Below are 21,193 nucleotides of genomic sequence, written 5' to 3'. Positions count from 1 at the left end.
TCCTCGATGCGCTACGACTCCCCGCTGGCCGCGGTGGGCAACACCCCCTTGGTGCGCCTGCCGCGGCTGTCGCCGTCCCCCGAGGTCCGCATCTGGGCCAAGCTGGAGGACCGCAACCCGACCGGCTCGGTCAAGGACCGCCCCGCCCTGCACATGATCGAGCAGGCGGAGAAGGACGGCCGCCTCACCCCGGGCTGCACGATCCTGGAGCCCACCTCCGGCAACACCGGCATCTCCCTCGCCATGGCCGCGAAGCTCAAGGGCTACCGCATGGTCTGCGTGATGCCCGAGAACACCTCGCAGGAGCGCCGGGACCTGCTCGGCATGTGGGGCGCCGAGATCATCTCCTCCCCGGCCGCGGGCGGCTCCAACACCGCCGTACGCGTCGCCAAGGAGCTCTCCGCCGAGCACCCCGACTGGGTGATGCTCTACCAGTACGGCAACCCGGACAACGCCGGCGCCCACTACGCGACGACCGGCCCGGAGATCCTCGCCGACCTGCCGTCCATCACCCACTTCGTGGCGGGGCTGGGGACGACGGGGACGCTGATGGGCGTCGGCCGCTACCTCCGCGAGAACAAGCCGGACGTCAAGATCGTCGCCGCCGAACCGCGCTACGACGACCTGGTGTACGGCCTGCGCAACCTCGACGAGGGCTTCGTACCCGAGCTGTACGACGCCTCCGTCCTCACCACCCGCTTCTCCGTCGGCTCCGCGGACGCCGTCACCCGCACCCGCGAACTCCTCCAGCAGGAGGGCATCTTCGCGGGCGTCTCCACGGGCGCGGCCCTGCACGCGGCGATCGGCGTCGGCAACAAGGCGCTGAAGGCGGGGGAGTCCGCCGACATCGCCTTCGTGGTGGCCGACGGCGGCTGGAAGTACCTGTCGACCGGCGTGTACACGGCCGCGACCACGGAGGAAGCGATCGAGACGCTCCAGGGCCAGCTCTGGGCGTGACCTCTCAGGTCGCCAGGTGACGGACCTGGTCCCACAGGACCGGGTCCACCACACCCACCCGCCGCCGGAACTCCCATACCGGCACCTCGCGCAGCTCGTCCGTCTCCAGGAAGCTCGCGCGCCCCTGGGCGTCGCCGACCGCACCCGGCGGCAGCGGGATCACCCCGGCCCGCTCGTCGTGGTACTTGCTGGTGATCTTCGCGACCGTCGCCCGCTCCCCGTGCACGACCAGCACCAGACACGGCCGGTCCTTGGTCCCCGGCCCGTCCTCGTAGGGCACGTTCGCCCACCAGATCTCCGCCGGCTTCGGCCGCCCGCCGCCGCCCCGGGTCCTCGGCCGACCCGGCGGCCGGGTCCGCCGCCCCGCGGGCCGGCGCCCGCGCCCCCAGCCGTCGACGAGCGTCGCGACCAGCGCGAGCAGTACCACCGCCACGAGCGCCAGCCACCAGGACGTGTCCATACGAAGACGTTACCGGCGCGCGCCCGCCGTCGCGCGCCCTCTCGCGAGCATCACACGCCCCGCTTCCAGCCGAACCGGTGACACCACAGGTGAGTTCGCCCACAACAGCCCCTGGCGGAGGAGCGACGGGGGGTTTTGCGCCTTACGCTCGACGGACCGCACGAACCCCCCGTCCCCCTTCCCAGAAAAGTTTCCGCCCGCGGAGGTTTCTGTTTCATGAAGCTCACCGTCGTCGGCTGCTCGGGGTCGTTCCCGTCCGCGGAATCGGCCTGCTCGAGCTACCTCGTAGAGGCCGACGGCTTCCGGCTGCTCCTCGACATGGGCAACGGCGCCCTGGGCGAGCTGCAGCGCCACTGCGGTCTCTACGACCTCGACGCGATCTTCCTCAGCCATCTGCACGCCGACCACTGCATCGACATGTGCGTGTACTTCGTCGCGCGCTACTACCGCCACGACGGCGGCCGCTGCGACCCCATGCCGGTCTACGGCCCCGAAGGCACCGAACACCGTCTGACCACGGCCTACGCCGACACCCCCACCGCCTCCTCGATGAGCGAGGTCTTCGACTTCCACACGGTCAAGCCGTCCACGTTCGAGGTCGGCCCGTTCACCGTGCACACGGAGCGCGTGGCCCATCCCGTGGAGGCGTACGGCATCCGCGTCGAGCACGGCGGGAAGTCCCTCACCTACTCCGGTGACACCGGCGTGAGCCCCGCCCTGGACGAACTCGCCCGCGACACCGACCTGTTCCTGTGCGAGGCGGCCTTCACGCACGGCAAGGAGAACATCCCCGACCTCCACCTCAACGGCCGCGAGGCGGGCGAGACGGCGACCCGCGCGGGCGCCCGCCGCCTGCTCCTCACCCACATCCCCCCGTGGACCGACCCGCAGGTCAACCTCGTGGACGCGCGTTCGGTGTACACCGGGCCGGTGGAGCTGGCGGTGCCGAGGCAGTCGTACGAGATCTGACGCATCCATCGGACGCCTTACGACGACGACGGCCCCCGGAGCCTCATCGCTCCGGGGGCCGTCGTCATGTCGTACGACTCACGCCTTGGTGAGGTCCTCGACCTCCTCCTCGGGCTCGCGGCCCGGGGTGGGGAGGTTCCACTTGGCGATGGCGAAGCGGAAGACGAAGTAGTAGATCGCGCCGAAGACGAGACCGATCGGGATGATCAGCCAGGGCTTGGTGGCGAGGTTCCAGTTGAGGCCGTAGTCGATGGCGCCGGCCGAGAAGGTGAAGCCCGCGTGCACGCCCAGAGCCCAGGTGATCGCCATCGACAGGGCGGTGAGCAGCGCGTGGATGCCGTACAGCACCGGGGCGATGAACATGAACGAGAACTCGATCGGCTCGGTCACACCGGTCATGAACGAGGTGAGCGCGAGCGAGATCATCATGCCCATCACGGCCTTGCGGCGCTCGGGACGGGCGGAGTGGGCGATCGCGATCGCGGCGGCCGGCAGACCGAACATCATGATCGGGAAGAAGCCGGACATGAACTGACCGGCCGTCGGGTCGCCGGCGAAGAAGCGGGTCAGGTCGCCGTGGACGACGGTGCCCGTGGCGTCCTTGAAGTCGCCGATCTGGAACCAGGCCACGGAGTTCACGAACTGGTGCATGCCGATCGGGATCAGACCGCGGTTGATCAGACCGAACAGACCGGCGCCGAAGGCCCCGAGACCGGTGATCTGCTCGCCGACGTTCGAGATGCCCTCACCGATCGGCTTCCAGACCAGGCCGAAGAAGACGCCCATGAGCAGGCCGACGAAGGCCATGATGATCGGCACCAGACGGCGGCCGTTGAAGAAGCCGAGCCAGTCGACCAGCTTGGTGCGGTGGAAGCGCTGCCAGAGCACCGCGGACAGCAGACCCATGATGATGCCGCCGAGCACACCGGGGTTGTTGTAGGTCGCGGCTATGTCCGCGCCCTTCAGGATCTTCGCGTCGGTGACCGGGAACGCCTTGAGCACGTTGCTGTAGACCAGGAAGCCGACGAGCCCGGCGAGCGCGGTCGAGCCGTCCGACTTCTTGGCGAAGCCGATCGCCACACCGATACAGAACAGCAGCGGCAGGTTGTCGAAGATCGCGCCACCCGCCGTGGCGAAGACCGCCGTGACCTTGTCGGGGAGGTGCAACTTGTCCTGGACGTCCTGCTGTCCGAGACGCAGCAGGATGCCGGCCGCCGGAAGCACGGCGATCGGGAGCTGAAGGCTGCGTCCTACCTTCTGCAGGCCCTGGAACAGGCCTGATCCCCACTTCTTCGTGGGGGCCGCCGTGGGCGCGGTGGCGGTGCTCATAGACTTCCTCCATCGGGTGGTGGTCTACACCACTCAGTGGTGTAGACCTGTTGTAGCACGATGAAGGTGAGATAAGGAACCCGCGATTCCCGTGACCGCGGAGCTACTTTGGGCTACGCCTTTGTGACGTCCTCGCGCTCCTCCTCGGGCTCTCTGCCCGGGGTTTTCAGATCGAATTTCGTGATCGCGAAACGGAAGATGACGTAATAGACGGCCGCGAAGCACAAGCCGATCGGAATGATCGCCCACGGTTTCGTCGCCAGGTTCCAGTTGATGACGTAGTCGATCAGCCCGGCGCTGAAACTGAAGCCGTCGTGCACGCCCAGGCCCCAGGTCACCGCCATCGAGACACCGGTCAGCAGCGCGTGGATCGCGTACAGCAGCGGCGCGATGAACAGGAACGAGTACTCGATCGGTTCCGTGATGCCGGTGACGAACGAGGTCAGCGCGACCGAGAGCATCAGACCGCCGACTTCCTTGCGGCGGCTCGGCTTGGCGCAGTGCGTGATCGCGAGCGCGGCGGCCGGCAGCGCGAACATCATGATCGGGAAGAACCCGGACGTGAACTGACCGGCGTTCGGGTCGCCCGCCAGAAACATGTTGATGTCGCCGTGCACCAGGGTGCCGTCCGGCTTGGTGTACGTGCCGAACTGGAACCAGATGGGCACGTTCAGGAACTGATGGAGCCCGATCACCAGCAGAGCGCGGTTCGCGAGACCGAAGATGCCCGCGCCCCAGGAGCCCGCGTCGCTCAGCCAGTCGGAGAAGTTCTCCAGGCCGTCACCGATCGGCGGCCAGATCCACAGACACAGAGCCGCGAACGCGATCGCGACGAAGGCCATGATGATCGGCACGAGACGGCGGCCGTTGAAGAAGCCGAGCCAGTCCACCAGCTTCGTACGGTGATAGCGCGCCCAGAGGAAGGCTGCCATGAGTCCCATGACGATGCCGCCGAAGACGCCCGGGTTCTGGTAGGTGAAGGCGCTGACGGTTCCGTCCGTGACCTGGCAGCCCGTCGCGGTCGCCTTCGACCCGGCCGCGCAGTCCTCGGGGAACTGGCGCAGCACGTTGTAGTAGACGAGGAACCCGGCAACCGCCGCCAGCGCCGTCGACCCGTCCGACTTCTTCGCCATACCGATGGCCACGCCCACGCAGAACAGCAGCGGCAGCCCCAGCGAACCGTCCAGCAGCGCGCCGCCCGCGCCCGCCATCACCTTGGAGACATTCGTCCACCCCAGCCCGTCGTCCCCGAACACGTCCGGCTGGCCGAGCCTGTTGAGGATGCCGGCCGCCGGCAGCACCGCGATCGGCAGCTGGAGACTGCGGCCCATCTTCTGCAGGCCCTGGAACGCCGACTGCCACCGCCGGCGCGCGGGAGGTGTCTCGGTGGTGTCCGCACTCATCAGTTGGCGACCGCCTGTCAGGTGGTGTAGACCAGTTACGACGATTGGGATGCTGTGACGTCAGCTTTCGGTACGCACGGCGCAATCGCTCGTGAAGTTGGGCCAACTGTGCGTGAGGAGACCGAAATGGCCAGCAAGGCAGAGAAGATCGTCGCCGGGCTCGGCGGCATCGACAACATCGAAGAGGTCGAGGGCTGCATCACCCGCCTGCGGACCGAGGTCGTCGACGCCGGCAAGGTCGACGAGGCCGCGCTGAAGGCCGCGGGCGCGCACGGCGTCGTCAAGATGGGCACCGCCATCCAGGTCGTCATCGGCACCGACGCCGACCCCATCGCGGCGGAGATCGAAGACATGATGTGAACGTCGGGGAACCTCCGAGGTTCACCCGAGAGGGGCTCTTCCCGACGCGGGAGGGGCCCCCTCCGTCCGTACCACTAGGCTCGACGGCATGTCTCGAATCGACGGCCGCACCCCCGAACAACTCCGCCCGATCACGATCGAACGCGGCTGGAGCAAGCACGCCGAAGGCTCCGTCCTCGTCTCCTTCGGCGACACCAAGGTCTTCTGCACCGCCTCCGTGACCGAAGGCGTCCCCCGCTGGCGCAAGGGCAGCGGCGAGGGCTGGGTCACCGCCGAGTACTCCATGCTGCCCCGCGCCACCAACACCCGCGGCGACCGCGAGTCCGTCCGCGGCAAGATCGGCGGTCGTACGCACGAGATCTCCCGCCTCATCGGCCGCTCCCTGCGCGCGGTCATCGACTACAAGGCGCTCGGCGAGAACACGATCGTCCTCGACTGCGACGTCCTGCAGGCCGACGGCGGCACGCGCACGGCGGCCATCACCGGCGCGTACGTGGCACTCGCCGACGCCGTCGCCTGGGCGCAGGGCAAGAAGCTGGTCAAGGCCGGCCGCCAGCCGCTCACCGGCACGGTCTCGGCGGTCTCGGTCGGCATCGTCGGCGGCGTCCCGCTCCTGGACCTCTGCTACGAGGAGGACGTCCGCGCCGACACCGACATGAACGTCGTCTGCACCGGCGACGGCCGCTTCGTCGAGGTCCAGGGCACTGCGGAGGCGGAGCCCTTCGCCCGCGAGGAGCTGAACGCCCTGCTGGACCTCGCCGTCACCGGCTGCGCGGAACTCGCCGTCCTCCAGCGCAAGGCTCTTGATACGGTCCTCGAAAAGTAAAGGGCGCACCAAGAAAAGGCGGCCGGCGGGGCAACCCCCGACGCCTGCGGGGGCGTCCCTATGTATGCGGGCGCACGGCACACCACCGTGCGCCCGACCAGTACGGGGGGCTCTTCGGGGCCTGGACAGGGAGGAACCACAGTCATGGCCGGGAACGCGAACCGGGGCCGCCGCGGTCGCCGTATCGCCACCACTCTCGCCGCACTCGCGGCAGTCGGCCTGACGGTCGGCCTGACCGCCGGCTGCGACGCCGTCGACAAGGCCCTGGACTGCGTCCAGACCGCCGACACCATCGCCGACAGCGTCACGGCCCTCCAGCAGGCCGCCGAGAACGCGGCGAACGACCCGACCCAGCTCGACGAGTCCCTCGCCTCGATCGACAAGAACCTCGACCGGATCGGCGACAAGACGGACAACGCCGATGTCAACAAGGCGGTCGACGACCTGGACAAGGCGGTCTCCAACGTCCGTACGTCGATCAAGAACGGCGACAACACGCCGGACGTGAGCCCGGTGACGGACGCGGCGGGCGAACTGACGAAGGTGTGCACCTCGTAATCGCCGGCGGTCGGGCCCTAATACTGTGGGCCCATGACCCGCCTGATCCTCGCCACCCGTAACGCCGGAAAGATCACCGAGCTCAGGGCGATCCTCGCCGACGCAGGACTCGCCCATGAGCTGGTCGGGGCGGAGGCCTACCCGGACGTCCCCGATGTCAAGGAAACGGGAGTGACGTTCGCCGAGAACGCGCTGCTCAAGGCCCACGCCCTCGCCCGGGCGACCGGCCTCCCGGCCGTCGCCGACGACTCCGGCCTCTGCGTCGACGTCCTGAACGGCGCCCCCGGCATCTTCTCGGCCCGCTGGGCAGGCACCCACGGAGACGACAAGGCCAACCTCGCCCTCCTCCTCGCCCAGCTCGGCGACATCGCGGATGAACACCGGGGAGCGCACTTCGCGTGTGCGGCGGCGCTCGCTCTCCCGGACGGCACGGAACGGGTCGTCGAGGGGCAGCTGAGGGGCGTCCTCCGCCACACGCCGACCGGAACGAACGGCTTTGGCTACGACCCGATCCTGCAGCCGGAGGGCGAGACCCGGACGTGCGCGGAACTGACCCCGGGCGAGAAGAACGCGATCAGCCACCGGGGGAAGGCGTTCCGGGCGCTGGTGCCGGTGGTGCGGGAGCTGTTGGGCTGAGCGATCAGAAGAGGGGCCGCCCTCTGGGGCGGCCCCTCTGTGCGTGCGGCCGGTGGGACTCGAACCCACACGGGTGTGAACCCACTGGGACCTAAACCCAGCATGACTGCCAAATTCCATCACGGCCGCTCAAAAACGGTCATCACGCTCGACCGGCAGCGTTCAGTGTACGGGTAGAGCAAGTTACGCGGCGAGGGGTGCCTTCGCCTTCTGGTGACACCACGTCTCCGTCAGCGCGTGACAGTTGGGGCACAGATATCGCAGATTTTCTCGGCGGTTGTCGCGCCAGTCTCCGTTGACATGGCCGATCTGCAAGGTGATGGGCCGCCCCAGCCACTCACCCTTGTTGCCGCAGGTCTCGCATGCGTAGGGCACCCCGATCTCGGCCGGCGCCCGGTGAAGCTGAGATCTGTTGGTCCGTCCCGCATTCGAGGGCAGGACGATCAGCACTCGGTGCGAGGTGGGCTCAGGGGCAGGGCGCTCTGGCTTGGCCCACGTCCTGCGCTTGAAGTGCCGCGTGTCCAGGCCGAGTTGAGACGCTGCGCGTCGAATGCGTCGGTGGTTGGTGTCGTTCACATCCAAGCCGAGGCCTCGCATCACATCGGCGTAGCTCGTGGAGTTCTCGACAAGTTCACGAAGTTTGTCCTCGGGCATCGATGCGCGCTGATGGGAGAAGTGTCCGGTGTCGATACCCTGGCCGCGCAGCATACGGCTCAGGGTCGTCCGCGAGCGGCTGTCGTCCGCTAAACCCAGGGCACGAGCCAGGCCTCGGACGCTGGTCGCCGTCGCCGCGGCTGCCTTGAGTTCCTCGGTGGTGAAGGGAAGGTCCAGGTCGGGCCTGTCGATGCCGGGGAAGTGACTGATGTCGATGCCCGCCGCGTGAATGCGACGACGGATGTTGTGACAGGGCGCCGGTGGCCGACGTGGCGCCTACTTGCGCCACGGGCTGTGCTTGGCGAAGTGGCTCGTGTCCAGTCCGTGCCCGGCGACCTTCTCCTGGAGGACACGCCGCTGGCCGCCGCTCCTCTTGAGTCCAAGTCGTCGCATCAGGTCCGTCCAGTTGCGGGCCTCGGTCACCGCTTGTGTGAGTCGCTCTTTGTCGTACGGATTCGACTTGTTCGCCATGCGCTTGCCCCTCCGATCCGGCCGCATGTTCGCAGCTCGTACGGAGTAACGAACGACTCGTCGGGCAGTCACGCCCGAAACGTAAAGCGGCCCGCACCGGATCACGCCGGTGCGGGCCGCTCGATCGGCGGGAAAACGGGGTCTCAGATGCCCAGGTCCTTGATGATCTTTGCCACGTGGCCTGTCGCCCGGACGTTGTAGAGGGCCCGTTCGACCTTGCCCTCCTCGTCCACCACGATCGTCGAGCGGATGACGCCCATGTAGGTCTTGCCGTAGTTCTTCTTCTCGCCGTACGCGCCGTATGCCTCCGTGACCCTCTTGTCGGGGTCGGCGGCGAGGGTGACCTTCAGGGACTCCTTCTCGCGGAACCTGGCCAGCTTCTCGGGGGCGTCGGGGGAGATGCCGATGACGTCGTAGCCGGCGCCGGCCAGGACGTCGAGGTTGTCCGTGAAGTCGCAGGCCTGCTTGGTGCAGCCGGGGGTGAGGGCCGCCGGGTAGAAGTAGACGATGACCTTGCGGCCCTTGTGGGCCGAGAGGGACACGTCGTTGCCGTCGGCATCCGGGAGGGTGAAGTCGGGGGCCACGTCCCCGGGCTGGAGTCGCTCGCTCATCGGACCAGCGTAACCGGGGGTCCTGACAGTGCGGGCGCGGCGGGAACTGACAGACTGTCCAGAACAGCAACGGCGACTTCGGAGGCCCCACCGTGGCGGACACGTCGGACACCAGAACCCCGGCGCAGATCGAGGCGGACATCAGGCGCCGCCGTGACGTGCTGGCCGAGACCCTCGACGAGATCGGGGTGCGGGTGCACCCGAAGACGATCGTCGGGGACGCCAAGGCCAAGGTCGTGTCCAATATCGATCACACGCTGGGCCGGGCCTACGTCGGTGTCAACAAGGCCGTGAGCGATGTGAAGGCGCAGTTCGTGGACGAGGAGGGCGCGCCGCGGATGGAGCGGATCGTGCCCGTCGCGCTCGTCGTGGTCGGGCTCGTGGGGCTGGTCGCCTTCGGTACCCGGCGGCGCAGGAGCTGAAGGAGAGCTGTAGGTTCGTGGGCGTGAGCGCCAACAGAAACCAGCACAGCGGCAGCCAGCACGACAAGCTGCCCATCCGGATGCTGCACGACCGGGTTCTGGTCAAGCAGGACTCCGGGGAGGGCGAGCGGCGGTCCGGCGGGGGCATCCTGATTCCCGCCACCGCGGCCGTCGGGCGGCGGCTGGCCTGGGCCGAGGTCGTCGCCGTCGGGCAGAACGTACGTACCGTCGAACCCGGCGACCGCGTCCTGTACGACCCGGAGGACCGCGCCGAGGTCGAGGTGCGGGGTGTGGCGTACGTGCTGATGCGCGAGCGGGATCTGCACGCCGTGGCCGCCGACCGCTTCGAGGGGTCCGAGGACACGACCGGCCTGTATCTGTAGAACAGCGCCGAAGAGGGGCTGGTGACCGTCGTCACCAGCCCTTTTGCCGTCCAATCGGCCTCTTACTCTCTTCGGCTGGTCGACTGCGGGCCCGCTGTGCCCGCGGTCGTCCCCCCGGTGTCCGTGCCGGTCGTGCCGCCGGTCGTGCCCCCTGTCGTGTCGCCGGTCGTTCCGGTCGACGTATCGCCCGTGGTCGTGCCGGTCGACGTGTCCCCGGTCGTGCCGGTCGTCGTGGTGCCGCCCGTGGTGGTGTCACCCGTCGTGCCGCCGGTCGTCGTACCGCCCGTCGTGGTGGTCGCGCCGCCGGTCGTCGTGGTGCCGCCGTTGTCCTGGCCCTGGGTCTGGCCCTGGTTGTCGTCGCCGCCCGTGGTCGCGCCGCCGTTGTCCTGGCCGCCGTTGTCCGGCCGGGTCGGCTCGACGCTCGGCGGCGAGGTCTGCTCGGCGCCCGCCTGGAGCTGAAGGTCGAAGTCGGTGACCGGCTTCCCCTTCAGCGCGGCCTTGGTGTACTGCGCCCAGATCTGGGCCGGCGGGCCACCGCCGTTGACGCGCTGCAGGCCCATCGCGCCGTACAGCGGCTCGTGCTGGGCGGTGTCCGGGTTCTGGCCCATGACGGAGACGACGGTCGCGAGCTCCGGGGTGTAGCCGGCGAACCAGGCGGCCTTGTCGTCCTCCGCGGTGCCGGTCTTGCCGGCGGCGGGGCGGCCCGCGTCCTGGGCGGCGGTCGCGGTGCCGTTCTCGACGACGCTCTGCAGGATCGAGGTCGTGGTGTCGGCGGCCTCCTGGCTGACGGCCCGGGTGGTCGTGTCCTTCGGCAGCGTGACCGGCTGACCGTCCTTGGTCATCGACGCGATCATCGTGTACGTGTGCCGCTCACCGTGGTTGGCGAGGGTGGCGTAGGTCTCCGCCATGTCGAGGACGCTCGCGGTGTTCACACCGAGCGCGATGGACGGGGTCGCGGTCAGGTCGGGGGTGTCGGCGGGGATGCCGAGGTCGATGGCGGTCTGCTTCACCTTCGCCGGGCCGACGTCCACCGCCATCTGCGCGTACACCGCGTTGACGGACTTGTCGGTGGCGCTGCGCACGGTGATGTCGCCGTAGGAGACGTCGTCCTCGTTCGCGGGGGCGTAGGTGCCGCCGCTCCAGCCCTGCACGGGGCGCTTGTTGGTGCCGTCGTAGTACGTGTTCGGCGTGATGATCTCGCCGTCCTGCGTCTCCGAGTGGTTCTGGACCGCCGAGGCGAACACGATGGGCTTGGTGATGGAGCCGGTCTGGAAGTCGCCGCGGGTCGCGCCGTTCGTGTACTGCTTGACGTAGTCGATGCCGCCGTACATCGCGACGACCTTGCCGGTCTTCGGGTCGACGGAGGCGCCGCCCGCGCGGACGTAGTTGTCGACCTTGCGGCTCTTCTTGTTCAGCTTGTCCATCACCTGGTCGTTCACCGCCTTCACGAAGGCGTCCTGCTTCTTCCTGTCCAGGGTGGTGGTGATGCGGTAGCCGCCGTGCGCGAGCTCGTCCGCGGTGACGATCTTGTTCTCGGCGAGGTAGCTCTCGATCGCCTTGACGATGTAGCCGCGCTGCCCGGACATGCCGGTGGAGGCGGTCTGCTCCTTCGGCATCGGGAACTTCAGCCCGGTCCGCTCGGCCTCGGTCAGCCAGCCCTTCTTGACCATGCCGTCCAGGACGTAGTTCCAGCGGGCCACGGCCGCCGACTTGTTCTCGGGGTGGGCGACGACGTCGTACTCACTGGGCGCGTTGACCAGCGCGGCGAGGTAGGCGGCGTGGGCCGGGTCGAGGTCGGTGGCGTCCATGCCGTAGTAGGCCTGGGCGGCGGCCTGGATGCCGTAGGCGTTGCGGCCGAAGTAGCTGGTGTTGAGGTAGCCCTCGAGGATCTCGTCCTTGGACTTCTCGCGGTCCAGCTTGATCGAGATGAAGAACTCCTTCACCTTGCGGGTGACGGTCTGTTCCTGCGCCAGGTAGTAGTTCTTGACGTACTGCTGGGTGATCGTGGAGCCGGACTGCTTGCCCTTGCCGGTCGCGGTGTTCCAGCCGGCCCGCAGCATCGCCTTGGGGTCGATCGCGGACTCGGAGTAGAAGTCGCGGTCCTCGGCGGCCAGTACGGCGTGCTGGGCGTCCTTGGAGACCTGGGCGAGGGTGACGTTCTCCCGGTTGACCTCGCCGTCGCGGGCGATCTGGGTGCCGTCCGAGTACAGGTAGACGTTGGCCTGCTTGGTGGCGAGCGCGTTGGCCGGCGGGATCTTCACCATCGAGTAGCCGAGGAAGAACAGGCCGATCAGCAGCAGTATGCCGATGACCGAGGTGCCCAGCACCATGCGCCAGGTCGGGATCACCCGGCGCCAGCCCGTGCGCTTGGGCCGCTTCGGCTTCTTGCCGCCGGGTTCCTGAGGTCCGCCCGGCACCGCGGGCCCCTGCGGTTCCCTCGGCGTCCAGCCCTGCGGCTGGGCGGCCTGCTGCGGCTGCGGCTCGTCACTCATGGTGTGCGCGGACTCCTGTGGTGCGGTGCGTCGTATGTCCCGGAGGACCGGTACGTCTCCGGCGCTTACGGCGCCTTCGTTCCCGGAGGTTACTCATGCCTCCTTTGATGAAGACTGTCCCATCCGCCGATCAGTTCCCCGACCACGGCACGCGTGTTCCTGTGAGCTCGGGCACTGCGGCCGGCCGCGGTGGGCGCGGGCGCGGAAGGGGCCGAAAAACCGGAGGCGCGCCCGCCCCGACCGCGCATAGGCTTCTGCGCTTCGGTGTCGGCGGGCCGAGGAGGGCTGTGGTGTGGGCGCGGGACGGTTGTACGTCGCCGTCGCGGCGGGTGGATTCAGGCGGTACGCGACCTATCGGGCGGCGACGGCGGCGGGGGTGTTCACCAACACCGTCTTCGGCGTGATCCTCGTGTACACGTATCTGGCGCTGTGGGACGAGCGACCGCATCTCGGCGGGTACGACCAGGCGCAGGCCGTCACCTATGTGTGGCTCGGGCAGTGTCTGTACGCGACCCTCGCGATCCAGGGCGGCGGCGCCGAGAAGGACCTGATGGAGCGCATCCGCACGGGCGAGATCGCGGTCGACCTCTACCGGCCCGCCGACCTCCAACTGTGGTGGCTGGCCAGTGACCTGGGCCGCTCGCTGTTCCAGCTCCTCGGCCGGGGCGTGGTCCCCTTCGCGTTCGGCGCGCTGTTCTTCCCGATGGCGCTGCCGACGGAGGCCGGCCCCTGGGCGGCCTGTCTGGTCGCGCTGCTGCTGGCGATGCTGGTGAGCTTCGCGATCCGCTATCTGGCCGCGCTGAGCGCGTTCTGGCTGATGGACGGGATGGGCGTCTCGCAGGCCGTGATGATCACGGGCGTGTTCTTCTCGGGCATAGTGCTGCCGCTGAACGCCTTCCCGGGCGGCCTCGGCGACCTCGTGCGGGTGCTGCCGTGGGCCGCGCAGATCCAGATGCCCGCGGACGTGCTGATGGGCGAGATCGACCCGTGGCGGGCCTTCGCCTTCCAGGCGGTGTGGGCGGTGCTGCTGCTGGCGGCGGGCCGGCTGCTCCAGTCGGCGGCGACCCGGCGGGTGGTGGTCCAGGGTGGGTGAGCGGAGCAGACTCGCCGAGGGGCTGCGCGCCTACTGGCTGATCGCCGGGATGTGGGTGCGGTCCGCCATGACGTACCGCACCTCCTTCGTCGTCACCATGTGCGGAAACGGACTGATGACCGCCATGGACTTCGCCGCGATCCTGCTCATGTTCGCGCAGATCGACTCGCTGGGCGGCTGGTCGCTGCCCGAAGTCGCCTTCCTGTACGGCCTGTCGGCGACCTCGTTCGGCCTCGCCGACCTGGTGCTCGGCTCGATGGACGTGCTGGGCGCCCGGATCCGCGACGGCTCCTTCGACACACTCCTCGTACGGCCCGCGCCGGTGCTCGCCCAGATCGGCGCCGACCGCTTCGCCGTGCGCCGCCTGGGCCGGATCCTGCAGGGCGCGGTGGTCCTCGGCTGGGCGCTGGCCGCGATCGACGTCGACTGGACGGCGGCGAAGATGCTGCTCGTGCCGGTCATGGTGGTCAGCGGGGCGGCGATCTTCTGCGCGCTGTTCGTGGCGGGCGCGGCCTTCCAGATCCTGGCGCAGGACGCGTCCGAGGTGCAGAACGCGTTCACCTACGGCGGTACGACGCTGTTGCAGTACCCGCCGACCGTGTTCGGCAAGGACCTGGTGCGCGGGGTGACGTTCATGCTCCCGCTCGCCTTCGTCAACTGGGTTCCGGCGTCGTATGTGTTGGGGCGGCCGTACCCCTTGGACCTGCCGGACTGGGCGGCCTTCGCCCCGCCGCTGGTGGCCGCGGCGTGCTGCGCGCTGGCCGGGCTCGCGTGGCGGGCGGGGCTCGGGGCCTATCGGAGTACGGGGAGCTGAGAGTGACAGAGCAGGCGTTCATCGAACTGGACCGGGTGGAGAAGGTCTTCGAGGTCCGCAAGAAGGCGGGCTTCCTGAAACGGGAGCGGCGGCAGGTACGGGCGGTCGACTCGCTCTCCTTCACCGTGGCGCGCGGAGAGATGGTCGGCTACATCGGGCCGAACGGCGCCGGGAAGTCGACGACGATCAAGATGCTGACGGGAATTCTGACGCCGAGCGGCGGCCGGCTGCGGGTCGCGGGCATCGACCCGTCGCGCGAGCGGACGCGGCTCGCGCATCGAATTGGGGTCGTCTTCGGGCAACGTACAACCCTCTGGTGGGACCTGCCGCTGATCGACTCGTACAAGCTGATGCACCGCATGTACCGCATCCCGGACGCCCGTTACCGCGAGAACCTGGAGCGGTGTGTCGAACTGCTGGAACTGGGCGAGTTGTTGGACGTTCCGGTACGGCAGCTGTCCCTGGGGCAGCGGATGCGCGGCGACATCGCGGCGGCCCTGCTGCACGAACCCGAGGTGCTGTACCTGGACGAGCCGACGATCGGGCTCGATGTGATCTCGAAGGCCAAGGTGCGGGGTTTTCTGCGGGAGTTGAACGCCGAGCGGGGGACCACTGTGCTGCTGACCACGCATGACCTCCAGGACATCGAGCAGTTGTGCTCGCGCGTGATGGTCATCGACCATGGGCGGCTCATGTACGACGGTGCGCTCGCCGGGCTGCACGAGGTGGGGGAGAGCGAGCGGACGCTGGTGGTGGACCTGGAGCGGGAGCTGCCGCCGATCGACGCGGCGCCCGCGCGGGTGGTGAAGGTGGAGGGCCCCAGGCAGTGGCTGGCGTTCCCGGCGGGCGAGTCGGCGGCGGCGCTGGTGGCTCGGGTCGCGGCGGAGTATCCGCTGGTGGATCTGTCGGTGCGGGAGCCGGACATCGAGGCGGTGATCGCGAAAATGTACGGGGGTTCCGTTCCGGGGCAGGCCGAGAAAGCGGTCTCGTAGCCTCCCGCCGGGGGAACTCGTAGGCTGCTGTACATGACCGACGACGCAGACGCAGTCCCGGAACTTCGCGCATCCGACGCCGACCGTGAACGAGTCGCCGAGGTCCTGCGGGACGCCCTCGCCGAAGGGCGCCTCGACATGGAGGAGTTCGAGGAGCGGCTGGAGGCCACCTACAAGGCCCGGACGTACGGCGAGCTGACACCGATCACCCGGGACCTGCCGGGCGCCGGGGTCGCCGTACCGCCCATCTCGTTGGTCAAGGAGCCGGTGCCCAGCGGGAGTTGGGCGGGCCGGATCACCGGCGGCGAGGGCACGTCCTCGTGGGCCGTCGCGGTGATGTCGGGGTTCCAGCGCAAAGGGCGGTGGACCGTGCCGAAGCAGTTCAACTGCTTCGCGTTCTGGGGCGGCGGGGAGATCGACCTGCGTGAGGCGAACTTCGCCGACCACGAGGTCGAGATCAACTGTGTCGCGATCATGGGTGGGATGAACATCATCGTGCCGCCCGGGGTCGAGGTCGTGGTGCGCGGCATCGGGATCATGGGCGGGTTCGACCACAGCGAGGAGGGCGTGCCGCCGGAGCCGGGTGCGCCGCGGGTGATCGTGAACGGGTTCGCCTTCTGGGGCGGGGTCGGGGTGGAGCGCAAGCTCACCAAGGAGGAGCGGCGGCGCCTCAAGGAGGAGCGGCGGCAGGGGAAGCTGGACCGGAAGACGTCGATGCGGGAGCTCCAGGAGGACTACCGCGAGGAGATGAAGGACGCCCACCGCCGCATGCTCGAAGGGCACCGGGACCTGCTGCGGGAACGGCACGACGACCGCCGGGAACGGCACGAGGAGCGGCGGGAGCGGCAGCGGGAGCGGCGGGACAGGCGTCGTTACGACGAGTACTGAGACGGCTGCTGAGACGACTGCTGAGACGACTGCTGAGACGAGTACTGAGACGACTGCTGAGTCGTTACGGCGTTCGCGGCGACCTACAGCTCCGCCGGTGCCGAGCCCTTCAGGTCCTTGAGGTCGAAGGCCTCCGCCATCCTCGCGTAGCCCTTGTCGCTGGGGTGGAGATGGTCGCCCGAGTCGTAGTCCGCGCGCAGCTTGCGGGGGTTGTACGGGTCCCGTAGCGCCTTGTCGAAGTCGACCACCGCGTCGTAGACCCGGCCGGAGCGGATCTCGGCGTTGACCTGTTCGCGCACCGCCTCGCGCGCCGAGCTGTAGCCGCGGTGGCCCTGGAACGGCATCAGGGTCGCGCCGATGACCTTGATCCCGCGGGCGTGGGCCTGGCGGACCAGTGTGCGCAGGCCGGCGACGATCCTGTCGGGGTCGGCGAGCCGCGGGTTGCGCAGGATGTCGTTGACGCCGAGGTCGACGATCACGACCTTGACGTTGGTGCGGGACAGGACGTCGCGGGCGTAACGGCTCAGGCCGCTCTGGTTGTCGGCGGGGCGTCCGAGGCCGTTCGCGAGGACCTGGTTGCCGCTGATGCCCTGGTTGACGACGCTGTAGCGGGGCAGGTCCCGGCCGGACTCGACGGCCGTGCGCAGCCGCTGCGAAAGGACGTCCGTCCAGCGGCGGTTGGCGCCCTGCGTGGAGGTGATCCCGTCGGTGAGCGAGTCGCCGAACGCGACCACCGTGCCGTCGGCGTCGCGGCTGAGCACGTCCACGGCGGTGACGTACCGCCAGAACGGTGTCTGCTCGCTGAACCCGGTGCCGGTCACGTCCTCGGTGAGGTCGCCCTGGGCGACGTAGGAGATCTGCTGCGCGTGCGGGTGGTAGGTGACCGGGCCGGACGCGGTGGGGGAGTACGTGGTGACCAGGACGTCGCTGCCCTGCGGGACGACGACGCGGACCGCGTCGCTCAGGATCTGCCGGCCGGCCGGGACGACGACCGTGGTGTTGCCGTCGAAGGTCAGCCGCCGCATGGTGTCGGCGGTCGCGGCCGCCGTGTCCGAGGCGGCCGCCACGGCGATCGACGCGTGGGTGATGGTCAGCGCGGACTGGCCGTAGAGGTTCGAGAGGGTGATACGGGCGCTGGTGCCGCCCACGCTCATGTGCACGACGTTGCGGACCGAGCGGCCCGCCATTCCGGTCGTCTCGGTGCCGGGCTCGGCGCCGGCCGGGGACGCGGACCAGGCGCCGACCCAGATGCCGGTGGAGGCGGGGGCGGCGGGGTTGCGCGCGGCGCCGCCCTTGCCGATGGCGTTCGTGCTGGTGGTGCCGTCGTCGGCTGCGACGCCGACGTATATGGCGGCCGAAAGGCCCACGATCAGGGCGATGATCGCGGATAGCAGGGCATAACCATGCCGTCTGGTCATGCGGTGCGTTCTCCTCGGGTGGATGGGAGCCCGAGGCTCCGAAGTGATCATCCCAATGATGCGTCATGGGATGCGGGGTAGTTGGACAGGACCCCCCCGTCCGAGCAGACGCCGGGAACTCTTGTTCCGTTCCAGGAGTCGGTCAGGAAGGGACAATATGTGCAGGGGATCACGAACGGGTGGAGTGGATGGAACGTACGGATCCGCATAAGGCTGGTGTCGTTTCGGCCGCGCGTGCGATGACCACCTTCAGCGCCGCAGACCTGGAGAAGCAGCGCGGGGTGCGGCGGATGAAGCTCATCGCGGCCGGGCTGCTGCTGTTCGTGGCACTGGTGTATGTGCTGGCCAAGTGGGCTTCGAACTCGGGTGCGGGTGCCTGGGCGGGGTACGTGGCGGCCGCCGCCGAGGCCGGGATGGTCGGCGCGCTCGCCGACTGGTTCGCGGTGACGGCGCTGTTCCGGCGGCCGCTGGGGCTGCCGATTCCGCACACCGCGATCATTCCGACGAAGAAGGACCAGCTGGGGGTGTCGCTGGGGGAGTTCGTCGGCGAGAACTTCCTGTCCGAGGATGTCGTACGGCAGCGGTTGCGGGCGGTGGGCATCGGGAGCCGGCTGGGGGCGTGGCTGGCCGAGCCCGAGCATGCGGACCGGGTGACCGCGGAGCTGTCGGCGGCGCTGCGGGGCGCGCTGACCGTGCTGCGGGACTCGGACGTCCAGGCGGTGGTGGGGGAGGCGATCACCCGGCGGGCCGACGCGCAGGAGATCGCGCCCGGCATAGGGAAGATGCTGGAGAAGATCGTCGCTGATGGTGGGCATCGGCGGGTTGTCGATCTTGTCGTGACGCGTGCGCACGACTGGCTGGTGCTGCACGACGACGAGATCATGAACGCCGTGCAGGGCGGGGCGCCGGGGTGGACGCCGCGGTTCGTGGACAAGAAGGTCGGCGAGCGGGTGTACCGGGAGCTGCTGCGGTTCGTGACCGAGATGCGGGACATGCCGACGCATCCGGCGCGGGGGGCGCTGGACCGGTTCCTTCGGGACTTCGCTTCGGATCTTCAGTCGGACACGGACACGCGGGTGCGGGTGGAGCGGCTGAAGGGTGAGGTACTGGGGCGGGGCGAGGTGCAGGACCTGATCGCGTCGGCCTGGACGTCCGTGCGGTCGATGATCGTGTCTGCGGCGGAGGACGAGCGGAGTGAGCTGCGGTTGCGGGTGCGGGCTTCGCTGCTGTCGCTGGGGGCGCGGATGGCTGTCGACCCGAAGTTGCAGGGGAAGGTCGACGGCTGGGTGGAGGGGGCGGCGGTGTACGTCGTCACCACGTATCGGGGGGAGATCACCTCGCTGATCACGGACACGGTGGCGGGGTGGGACGCCGAGCACACGACTCGGAAGATCGAGGCGCATATTGGGCGTGATCTGCAGTTCATCCGGATCAACGGCACGGTGGTGGGGTCGTTGGCGGGGCTGTTGATCTATACCGTTTCGCGGGTCTTGGGCGCGTGAGGGTGCGCGGCCGTTCGTGGGTGGGTCGGGGTCGGGGCGGTACGGCGAACCCGCCGCCGACGGTACTGCTGTGTCTTGAGGGGGGAACGAGCCCAACGGACCACGTAAGCGGCGGGTTGCGCCGTACCGCCCCGACCCGCTCCGGTGCGTTCGCGGCTGCGGGTGCGTGGGGGCGGCCCATCCCGATCCGCTTCGGCCCATCCCGACCCGCTCCGGCGCGTGTATGCCGCTCAGGGGCGCGGGGAACTGCGCGACCAGCCACGATGCACCTGCAGCCGCTCTACGACCCCTCGTGGCACCCTGCGTTGCGACGGGCCCCTACTCCGCCGCACCGCCCTGGCGCATCCGGTCCCGGCGGCGCAGCAGAAGCAGGCCTCCGGCGACCGTGGTGATTCCGGCCGCGGCTGCCCAACCGACCGTGTCACTGGAACCCGTGGCCGCAAGGTCGGCACCGCTGCTGCCGGATGACGGCGACGCGGACGGGGATATGGGGGTGCTGCCCGCTGACTGCGGCTTGGGGTCCGCGCCCGTGGGCGTCGGTGAAGCAGCAGCCGTCGGTGTCGTTGACCTGTTCCGGGTGAACGCCAGTGTGCCGAAGCCCAGTTGGTCGTAGCCGCCGCTGTTGGGGCCGTAGTCTCCGCCGCCTCCCTCGGGGGCCGACTTGGCGGCGATCTGGGTGAGGTAGGAGGCGGAGAGGGCTCGGCGTTTGGTGTAGTGGTTGGCGATCATCGCCCAGACGGGGCGGGTCATGGCAGGGTCGACGGCGGCCGCGGCGGTGGCCGTCTCCGAGCCGGACCAGCCGCCGATCGCGCCCTTGCGGCGGGTGTTCGGCGTGTAGTCGACCTGCCCGCCCATGCTCCACTTGGCCACGTACTGGGCGCCTTTGAGGAAGCGGCTGTCGTCGTAGCCGTAGAGATCGATGCCCTGGTTCCACGCCATCTCGCAGAACGTGCCCATGAGGCCGACCCCGAGGAGCGCGTGGCCCTGGTCGCGGCCGGCTTCCAGCCACTCGGCCAGTCCGTCGTCGTGGAGGACCGGGATCGCGTTCTTGATCGAGCCGAGTCCCTCGCCGTTCTTGAAGTAGTCGACCGCGTGGGCGACTTGGGCCTTGTCGTCGCAGAAGATGCCGGTGGCGAGGACGCAGGCCATCGCGCAGAGGTCCCAGTTGGTCCAGTAGTTGGTGACGACGGCGTTGTTGTGGTGGACGAGGAAGTCGTCGCTGAGCGGGGCGAAGACCTTGCTGAGCATCTCCTGGAAGCGGGCGAGGTCGAAGTCGCCGTGGTCGCGGACGAGTTCGGCGGCGTTGGCGAACTGGTAGCCGTAGAGGCCGGCGGCCAGGAAGCGGTCGGCGCTGCCGGCGACGGCTGTGAGCTTGGCCGACCAGGCGTTGAGGATCGCGACCGCCGTGTCGGCGTGGGCGCTGTCGCCGCCGACGTGGTAGCGCAGGGCGTTCTGGTAGGCGGCGTGGACGTCGTTGTAGAGGGTGGCGTAGTTCTGGGGGCTGCCCGCGCCGCGGTAGACGGTGGCCTGGGGGTTGGGCGTCCAGCCTGCCTGCGCGTGGCGGTTGGCGGTCAGCTTGGCGTAACCGGCGGTGTAGGGAGCGGCGTTCGCCTTCACCTTGGTGGCCATGCGGGCGAGATCGGTACGGGTGTGCAGCAGGCCGGGGTGCGCGAAGGCGCCGCTCGCCGCCTGCGCGGGCGTGGCAACGGCGGCGACCCCGACGCCGACGGCTCCGGCTGCCGCGCAGGTGGCCTTGAGGACGGTGCGGCGGCTGATCTGTCGAGTCTGCCGAGTCTGTCGAGTCACATGCATGGCATGGAGACGCCCACGTCCGACGCCGATAACGAAAACCACGTGACCCTCGTCAGCGCGACGTACGACAACCGTACGGCCCAGGACATCTGGACCATCCAACTTGCCACCCCCGTACCGCCGTTGCGCAAGCGGCAGACCCC

The 21,193-nt window shown here is 69.1% G+C and carries 22 protein-coding genes and 1 tRNA gene; 13 read left to right on the top strand and 10 right to left on the bottom strand.

Features of this window, described 5'->3' with window-relative positions; genetic code table 11:
- The first annotated feature begins 6 nt into the window (after positions 1-6).
- Positions 7-957, top strand: a complete 951-nt coding sequence (locus ACQEWB_RS18980; RefSeq protein WP_432832477.1) for a PLP-dependent cysteine synthase family protein — start codon at positions 7-9, stop codon at positions 955-957.
- Positions 958-961: 4 nt separating this feature from the next.
- Here ACQEWB_RS18980 and ACQEWB_RS18975 read toward each other — a convergent pair whose 3' ends face one another.
- Positions 962-1,417 carry a type II toxin-antitoxin system PemK/MazF family toxin gene (locus ACQEWB_RS18975; protein ID WP_432832475.1) on the bottom strand — a complete coding sequence of 152 codons (456 nt, stop codon included), beginning with the start codon at positions 1,415-1,417 and terminating at the stop codon, positions 962-964.
- Between the two features lie 216 nt (positions 1,418-1,633).
- On the opposite strand from ACQEWB_RS18975, the gene ACQEWB_RS18970 reads away from it, so the two are divergent.
- The gene (locus ACQEWB_RS18970) at positions 1,634-2,386 is read left to right on the top strand and encodes an MBL fold metallo-hydrolase (RefSeq protein ID WP_432832473.1); all 753 of its coding nucleotides are present in this window, start codon (positions 1,634-1,636) and stop codon (positions 2,384-2,386) included.
- Between the two features lie 78 nt (positions 2,387-2,464).
- Here ACQEWB_RS18970 and ACQEWB_RS18965 read toward each other — a convergent pair whose 3' ends face one another.
- Both ACQEWB_RS18965 and ACQEWB_RS18960 read right to left on the bottom strand, forming a co-directional pair.
- On the bottom strand, positions 2,465-3,715 hold the full coding sequence (locus ACQEWB_RS18965; protein ID WP_432832471.1) for a PTS transporter subunit EIIC: 1,251 nt from the start codon (positions 3,713-3,715) through the stop codon (positions 2,465-2,467).
- A gap of 113 nt (positions 3,716-3,828) precedes the next feature.
- Positions 3,829-5,118, bottom strand: a complete 1,290-nt coding sequence (locus ACQEWB_RS18960) for a PTS transporter subunit EIIC (RefSeq protein WP_432832469.1) — start codon at positions 5,116-5,118, stop codon at positions 3,829-3,831.
- Between the two features lie 126 nt (positions 5,119-5,244).
- On the opposite strand from ACQEWB_RS18960, the gene ACQEWB_RS18955 reads away from it, so the two are divergent.
- From ACQEWB_RS18955 to rdgB, 4 genes are all read left to right on the top strand, one after another.
- Positions 5,245-5,478 (top strand): glucose PTS transporter subunit EIIB, encoded by a 234-nt coding sequence (locus ACQEWB_RS18955; protein ID WP_016438052.1) that lies wholly within the window; start codon positions 5,245-5,247, stop codon positions 5,476-5,478.
- Positions 5,479-5,566: 88 nt separating this feature from the next.
- Positions 5,567-6,304 carry a ribonuclease PH gene (gene rph / locus ACQEWB_RS18950; RefSeq protein ID WP_432832466.1) on the top strand — a complete coding sequence of 246 codons (738 nt, stop codon included), beginning with the start codon at positions 5,567-5,569 and terminating at the stop codon, positions 6,302-6,304.
- A 144-nt stretch (positions 6,305-6,448) separates the two neighbouring features.
- On the top strand, positions 6,449-6,862 hold the full coding sequence (locus ACQEWB_RS18945; protein ID WP_432832464.1) for a hypothetical protein: 414 nt from the start codon (positions 6,449-6,451) through the stop codon (positions 6,860-6,862).
- Positions 6,863-6,895: 33 nt separating this feature from the next.
- Positions 6,896-7,498: an RdgB/HAM1 family non-canonical purine NTP pyrophosphatase gene (gene rdgB, locus ACQEWB_RS18940; protein ID WP_432832462.1), complete on the top strand. Its 603-nt coding sequence runs from the start codon at positions 6,896-6,898 to the stop codon at positions 7,496-7,498.
- Between the two features lie 44 nt (positions 7,499-7,542).
- Here rdgB and ACQEWB_RS18935 read toward each other — a convergent pair.
- From ACQEWB_RS18935 to bcp, 4 genes are all read right to left on the bottom strand, one after another.
- Positions 7,543-7,627, bottom strand: a tRNA-Leu gene (locus tag ACQEWB_RS18935).
- Positions 7,628-7,681: 54 nt separating this feature from the next.
- Positions 7,682-8,206, bottom strand: a complete 525-nt coding sequence (locus ACQEWB_RS18930) for an HNH endonuclease (protein WP_432832460.1) — start codon at positions 8,204-8,206, stop codon at positions 7,682-7,684.
- A gap of 222 nt (positions 8,207-8,428) precedes the next feature.
- Positions 8,429-8,623: a hypothetical protein gene (locus ACQEWB_RS18925; protein ID WP_432832458.1), complete on the bottom strand. Its 195-nt coding sequence runs from the start codon at positions 8,621-8,623 to the stop codon at positions 8,429-8,431.
- A gap of 143 nt (positions 8,624-8,766) precedes the next feature.
- On the bottom strand, positions 8,767-9,234 hold the full coding sequence (gene bcp / locus ACQEWB_RS18920) for a thioredoxin-dependent thiol peroxidase (RefSeq protein ID WP_432832456.1): 468 nt from the start codon (positions 9,232-9,234) through the stop codon (positions 8,767-8,769).
- A 92-nt stretch (positions 9,235-9,326) separates the two neighbouring features.
- On the opposite strand from bcp, the gene ACQEWB_RS18915 reads away from it, so the two are divergent.
- Positions 9,327-9,656 (top strand): DUF3618 domain-containing protein, encoded by a 330-nt coding sequence (locus tag ACQEWB_RS18915; protein WP_432832454.1) that lies wholly within the window; start codon positions 9,327-9,329, stop codon positions 9,654-9,656.
- A gap of 80 nt (positions 9,657-9,736) precedes the next feature.
- A complete protein-coding gene (locus tag ACQEWB_RS18910) occupies positions 9,737-10,039 on the top strand; it encodes a GroES family chaperonin (RefSeq protein WP_432843881.1) in 303 nt (100 codons plus the stop codon).
- A gap of 62 nt (positions 10,040-10,101) precedes the next feature.
- On the opposite strand, the gene ACQEWB_RS18905 is transcribed toward ACQEWB_RS18910, so the two are convergent.
- Complete coding sequence (locus ACQEWB_RS18905; RefSeq protein ID WP_432832452.1) at positions 10,102-12,531, bottom strand: transglycosylase domain-containing protein; 2,430 nt, start codon at positions 12,529-12,531, stop codon at positions 10,102-10,104.
- 292 nt (positions 12,532-12,823) lie between these two features.
- Here ACQEWB_RS18905 and ACQEWB_RS18900 point away from each other — a divergent pair, with 292 nt between their 5' ends.
- Genes ACQEWB_RS18900 through ACQEWB_RS18885 form a run of 4 tightly spaced genes read left to right on the top strand, consistent with a single transcriptional unit; the run spans position 12,824 to position 16,318 of the window.
- Positions 12,824-13,624: an ABC transporter permease gene (locus ACQEWB_RS18900; RefSeq protein ID WP_432832450.1), complete on the top strand. Its 801-nt coding sequence runs from the start codon at positions 12,824-12,826 to the stop codon at positions 13,622-13,624.
- Positions 13,617-14,438 (top strand): ABC transporter permease, encoded by an 822-nt coding sequence (locus ACQEWB_RS18895; protein WP_432832448.1) that lies wholly within the window; start codon positions 13,617-13,619, stop codon positions 14,436-14,438. Before ACQEWB_RS18900 ends, ACQEWB_RS18895 begins: the two co-directional genes overlap by 8 nt.
- Positions 14,439-14,440: 2 nt before the next feature.
- Positions 14,441-15,430: an ABC transporter ATP-binding protein gene (locus ACQEWB_RS18890; protein ID WP_432832446.1), complete on the top strand. Its 990-nt coding sequence runs from the start codon at positions 14,441-14,443 to the stop codon at positions 15,428-15,430.
- Between the two features lie 33 nt (positions 15,431-15,463).
- Positions 15,464-16,318: a DUF1707 SHOCT-like domain-containing protein gene (locus ACQEWB_RS18885; RefSeq protein WP_432832444.1), complete on the top strand. Its 855-nt coding sequence runs from the start codon at positions 15,464-15,466 to the stop codon at positions 16,316-16,318.
- An 83-nt stretch (positions 16,319-16,401) separates the two neighbouring features.
- On the opposite strand, the gene ACQEWB_RS18880 is transcribed toward ACQEWB_RS18885, so the two are convergent.
- Entirely contained in the window at positions 16,402-17,736 is a 1,335-nt protein-coding gene (locus tag ACQEWB_RS18880) for an SGNH/GDSL hydrolase family protein (protein ID WP_432832442.1), read from the bottom strand.
- Between the two features lie 188 nt (positions 17,737-17,924).
- Between ACQEWB_RS18880 and ACQEWB_RS18875 the strand changes: the two genes are divergently transcribed.
- Complete coding sequence (locus tag ACQEWB_RS18875) at positions 17,925-19,238, top strand: DUF445 domain-containing protein (RefSeq protein ID WP_432832440.1); 1,314 nt, start codon at positions 17,925-17,927, stop codon at positions 19,236-19,238.
- 318 nt (positions 19,239-19,556) lie between these two features.
- Here the strand turns inward: ACQEWB_RS18875 and ACQEWB_RS18870 are convergent, their stop codons facing one another.
- A complete protein-coding gene (locus ACQEWB_RS18870; protein ID WP_432832438.1) occupies positions 19,557-21,050 on the bottom strand; it encodes an alginate lyase family protein in 1,494 nt (497 codons plus the stop codon).
- Between the last annotated feature and the right edge of the window lie 143 nt (positions 21,051-21,193).

Source organism: Streptomyces sp. CA-249302 (genome assembly GCF_050936785.1).
Classification (GTDB): Bacteria; Actinomycetota; Actinomycetes; order Streptomycetales; family Streptomycetaceae; genus Streptomyces.
Note: the sequence above shows the minus strand (reverse complement) of the source record. Positions and strands in the feature narration are given on the sequence as shown.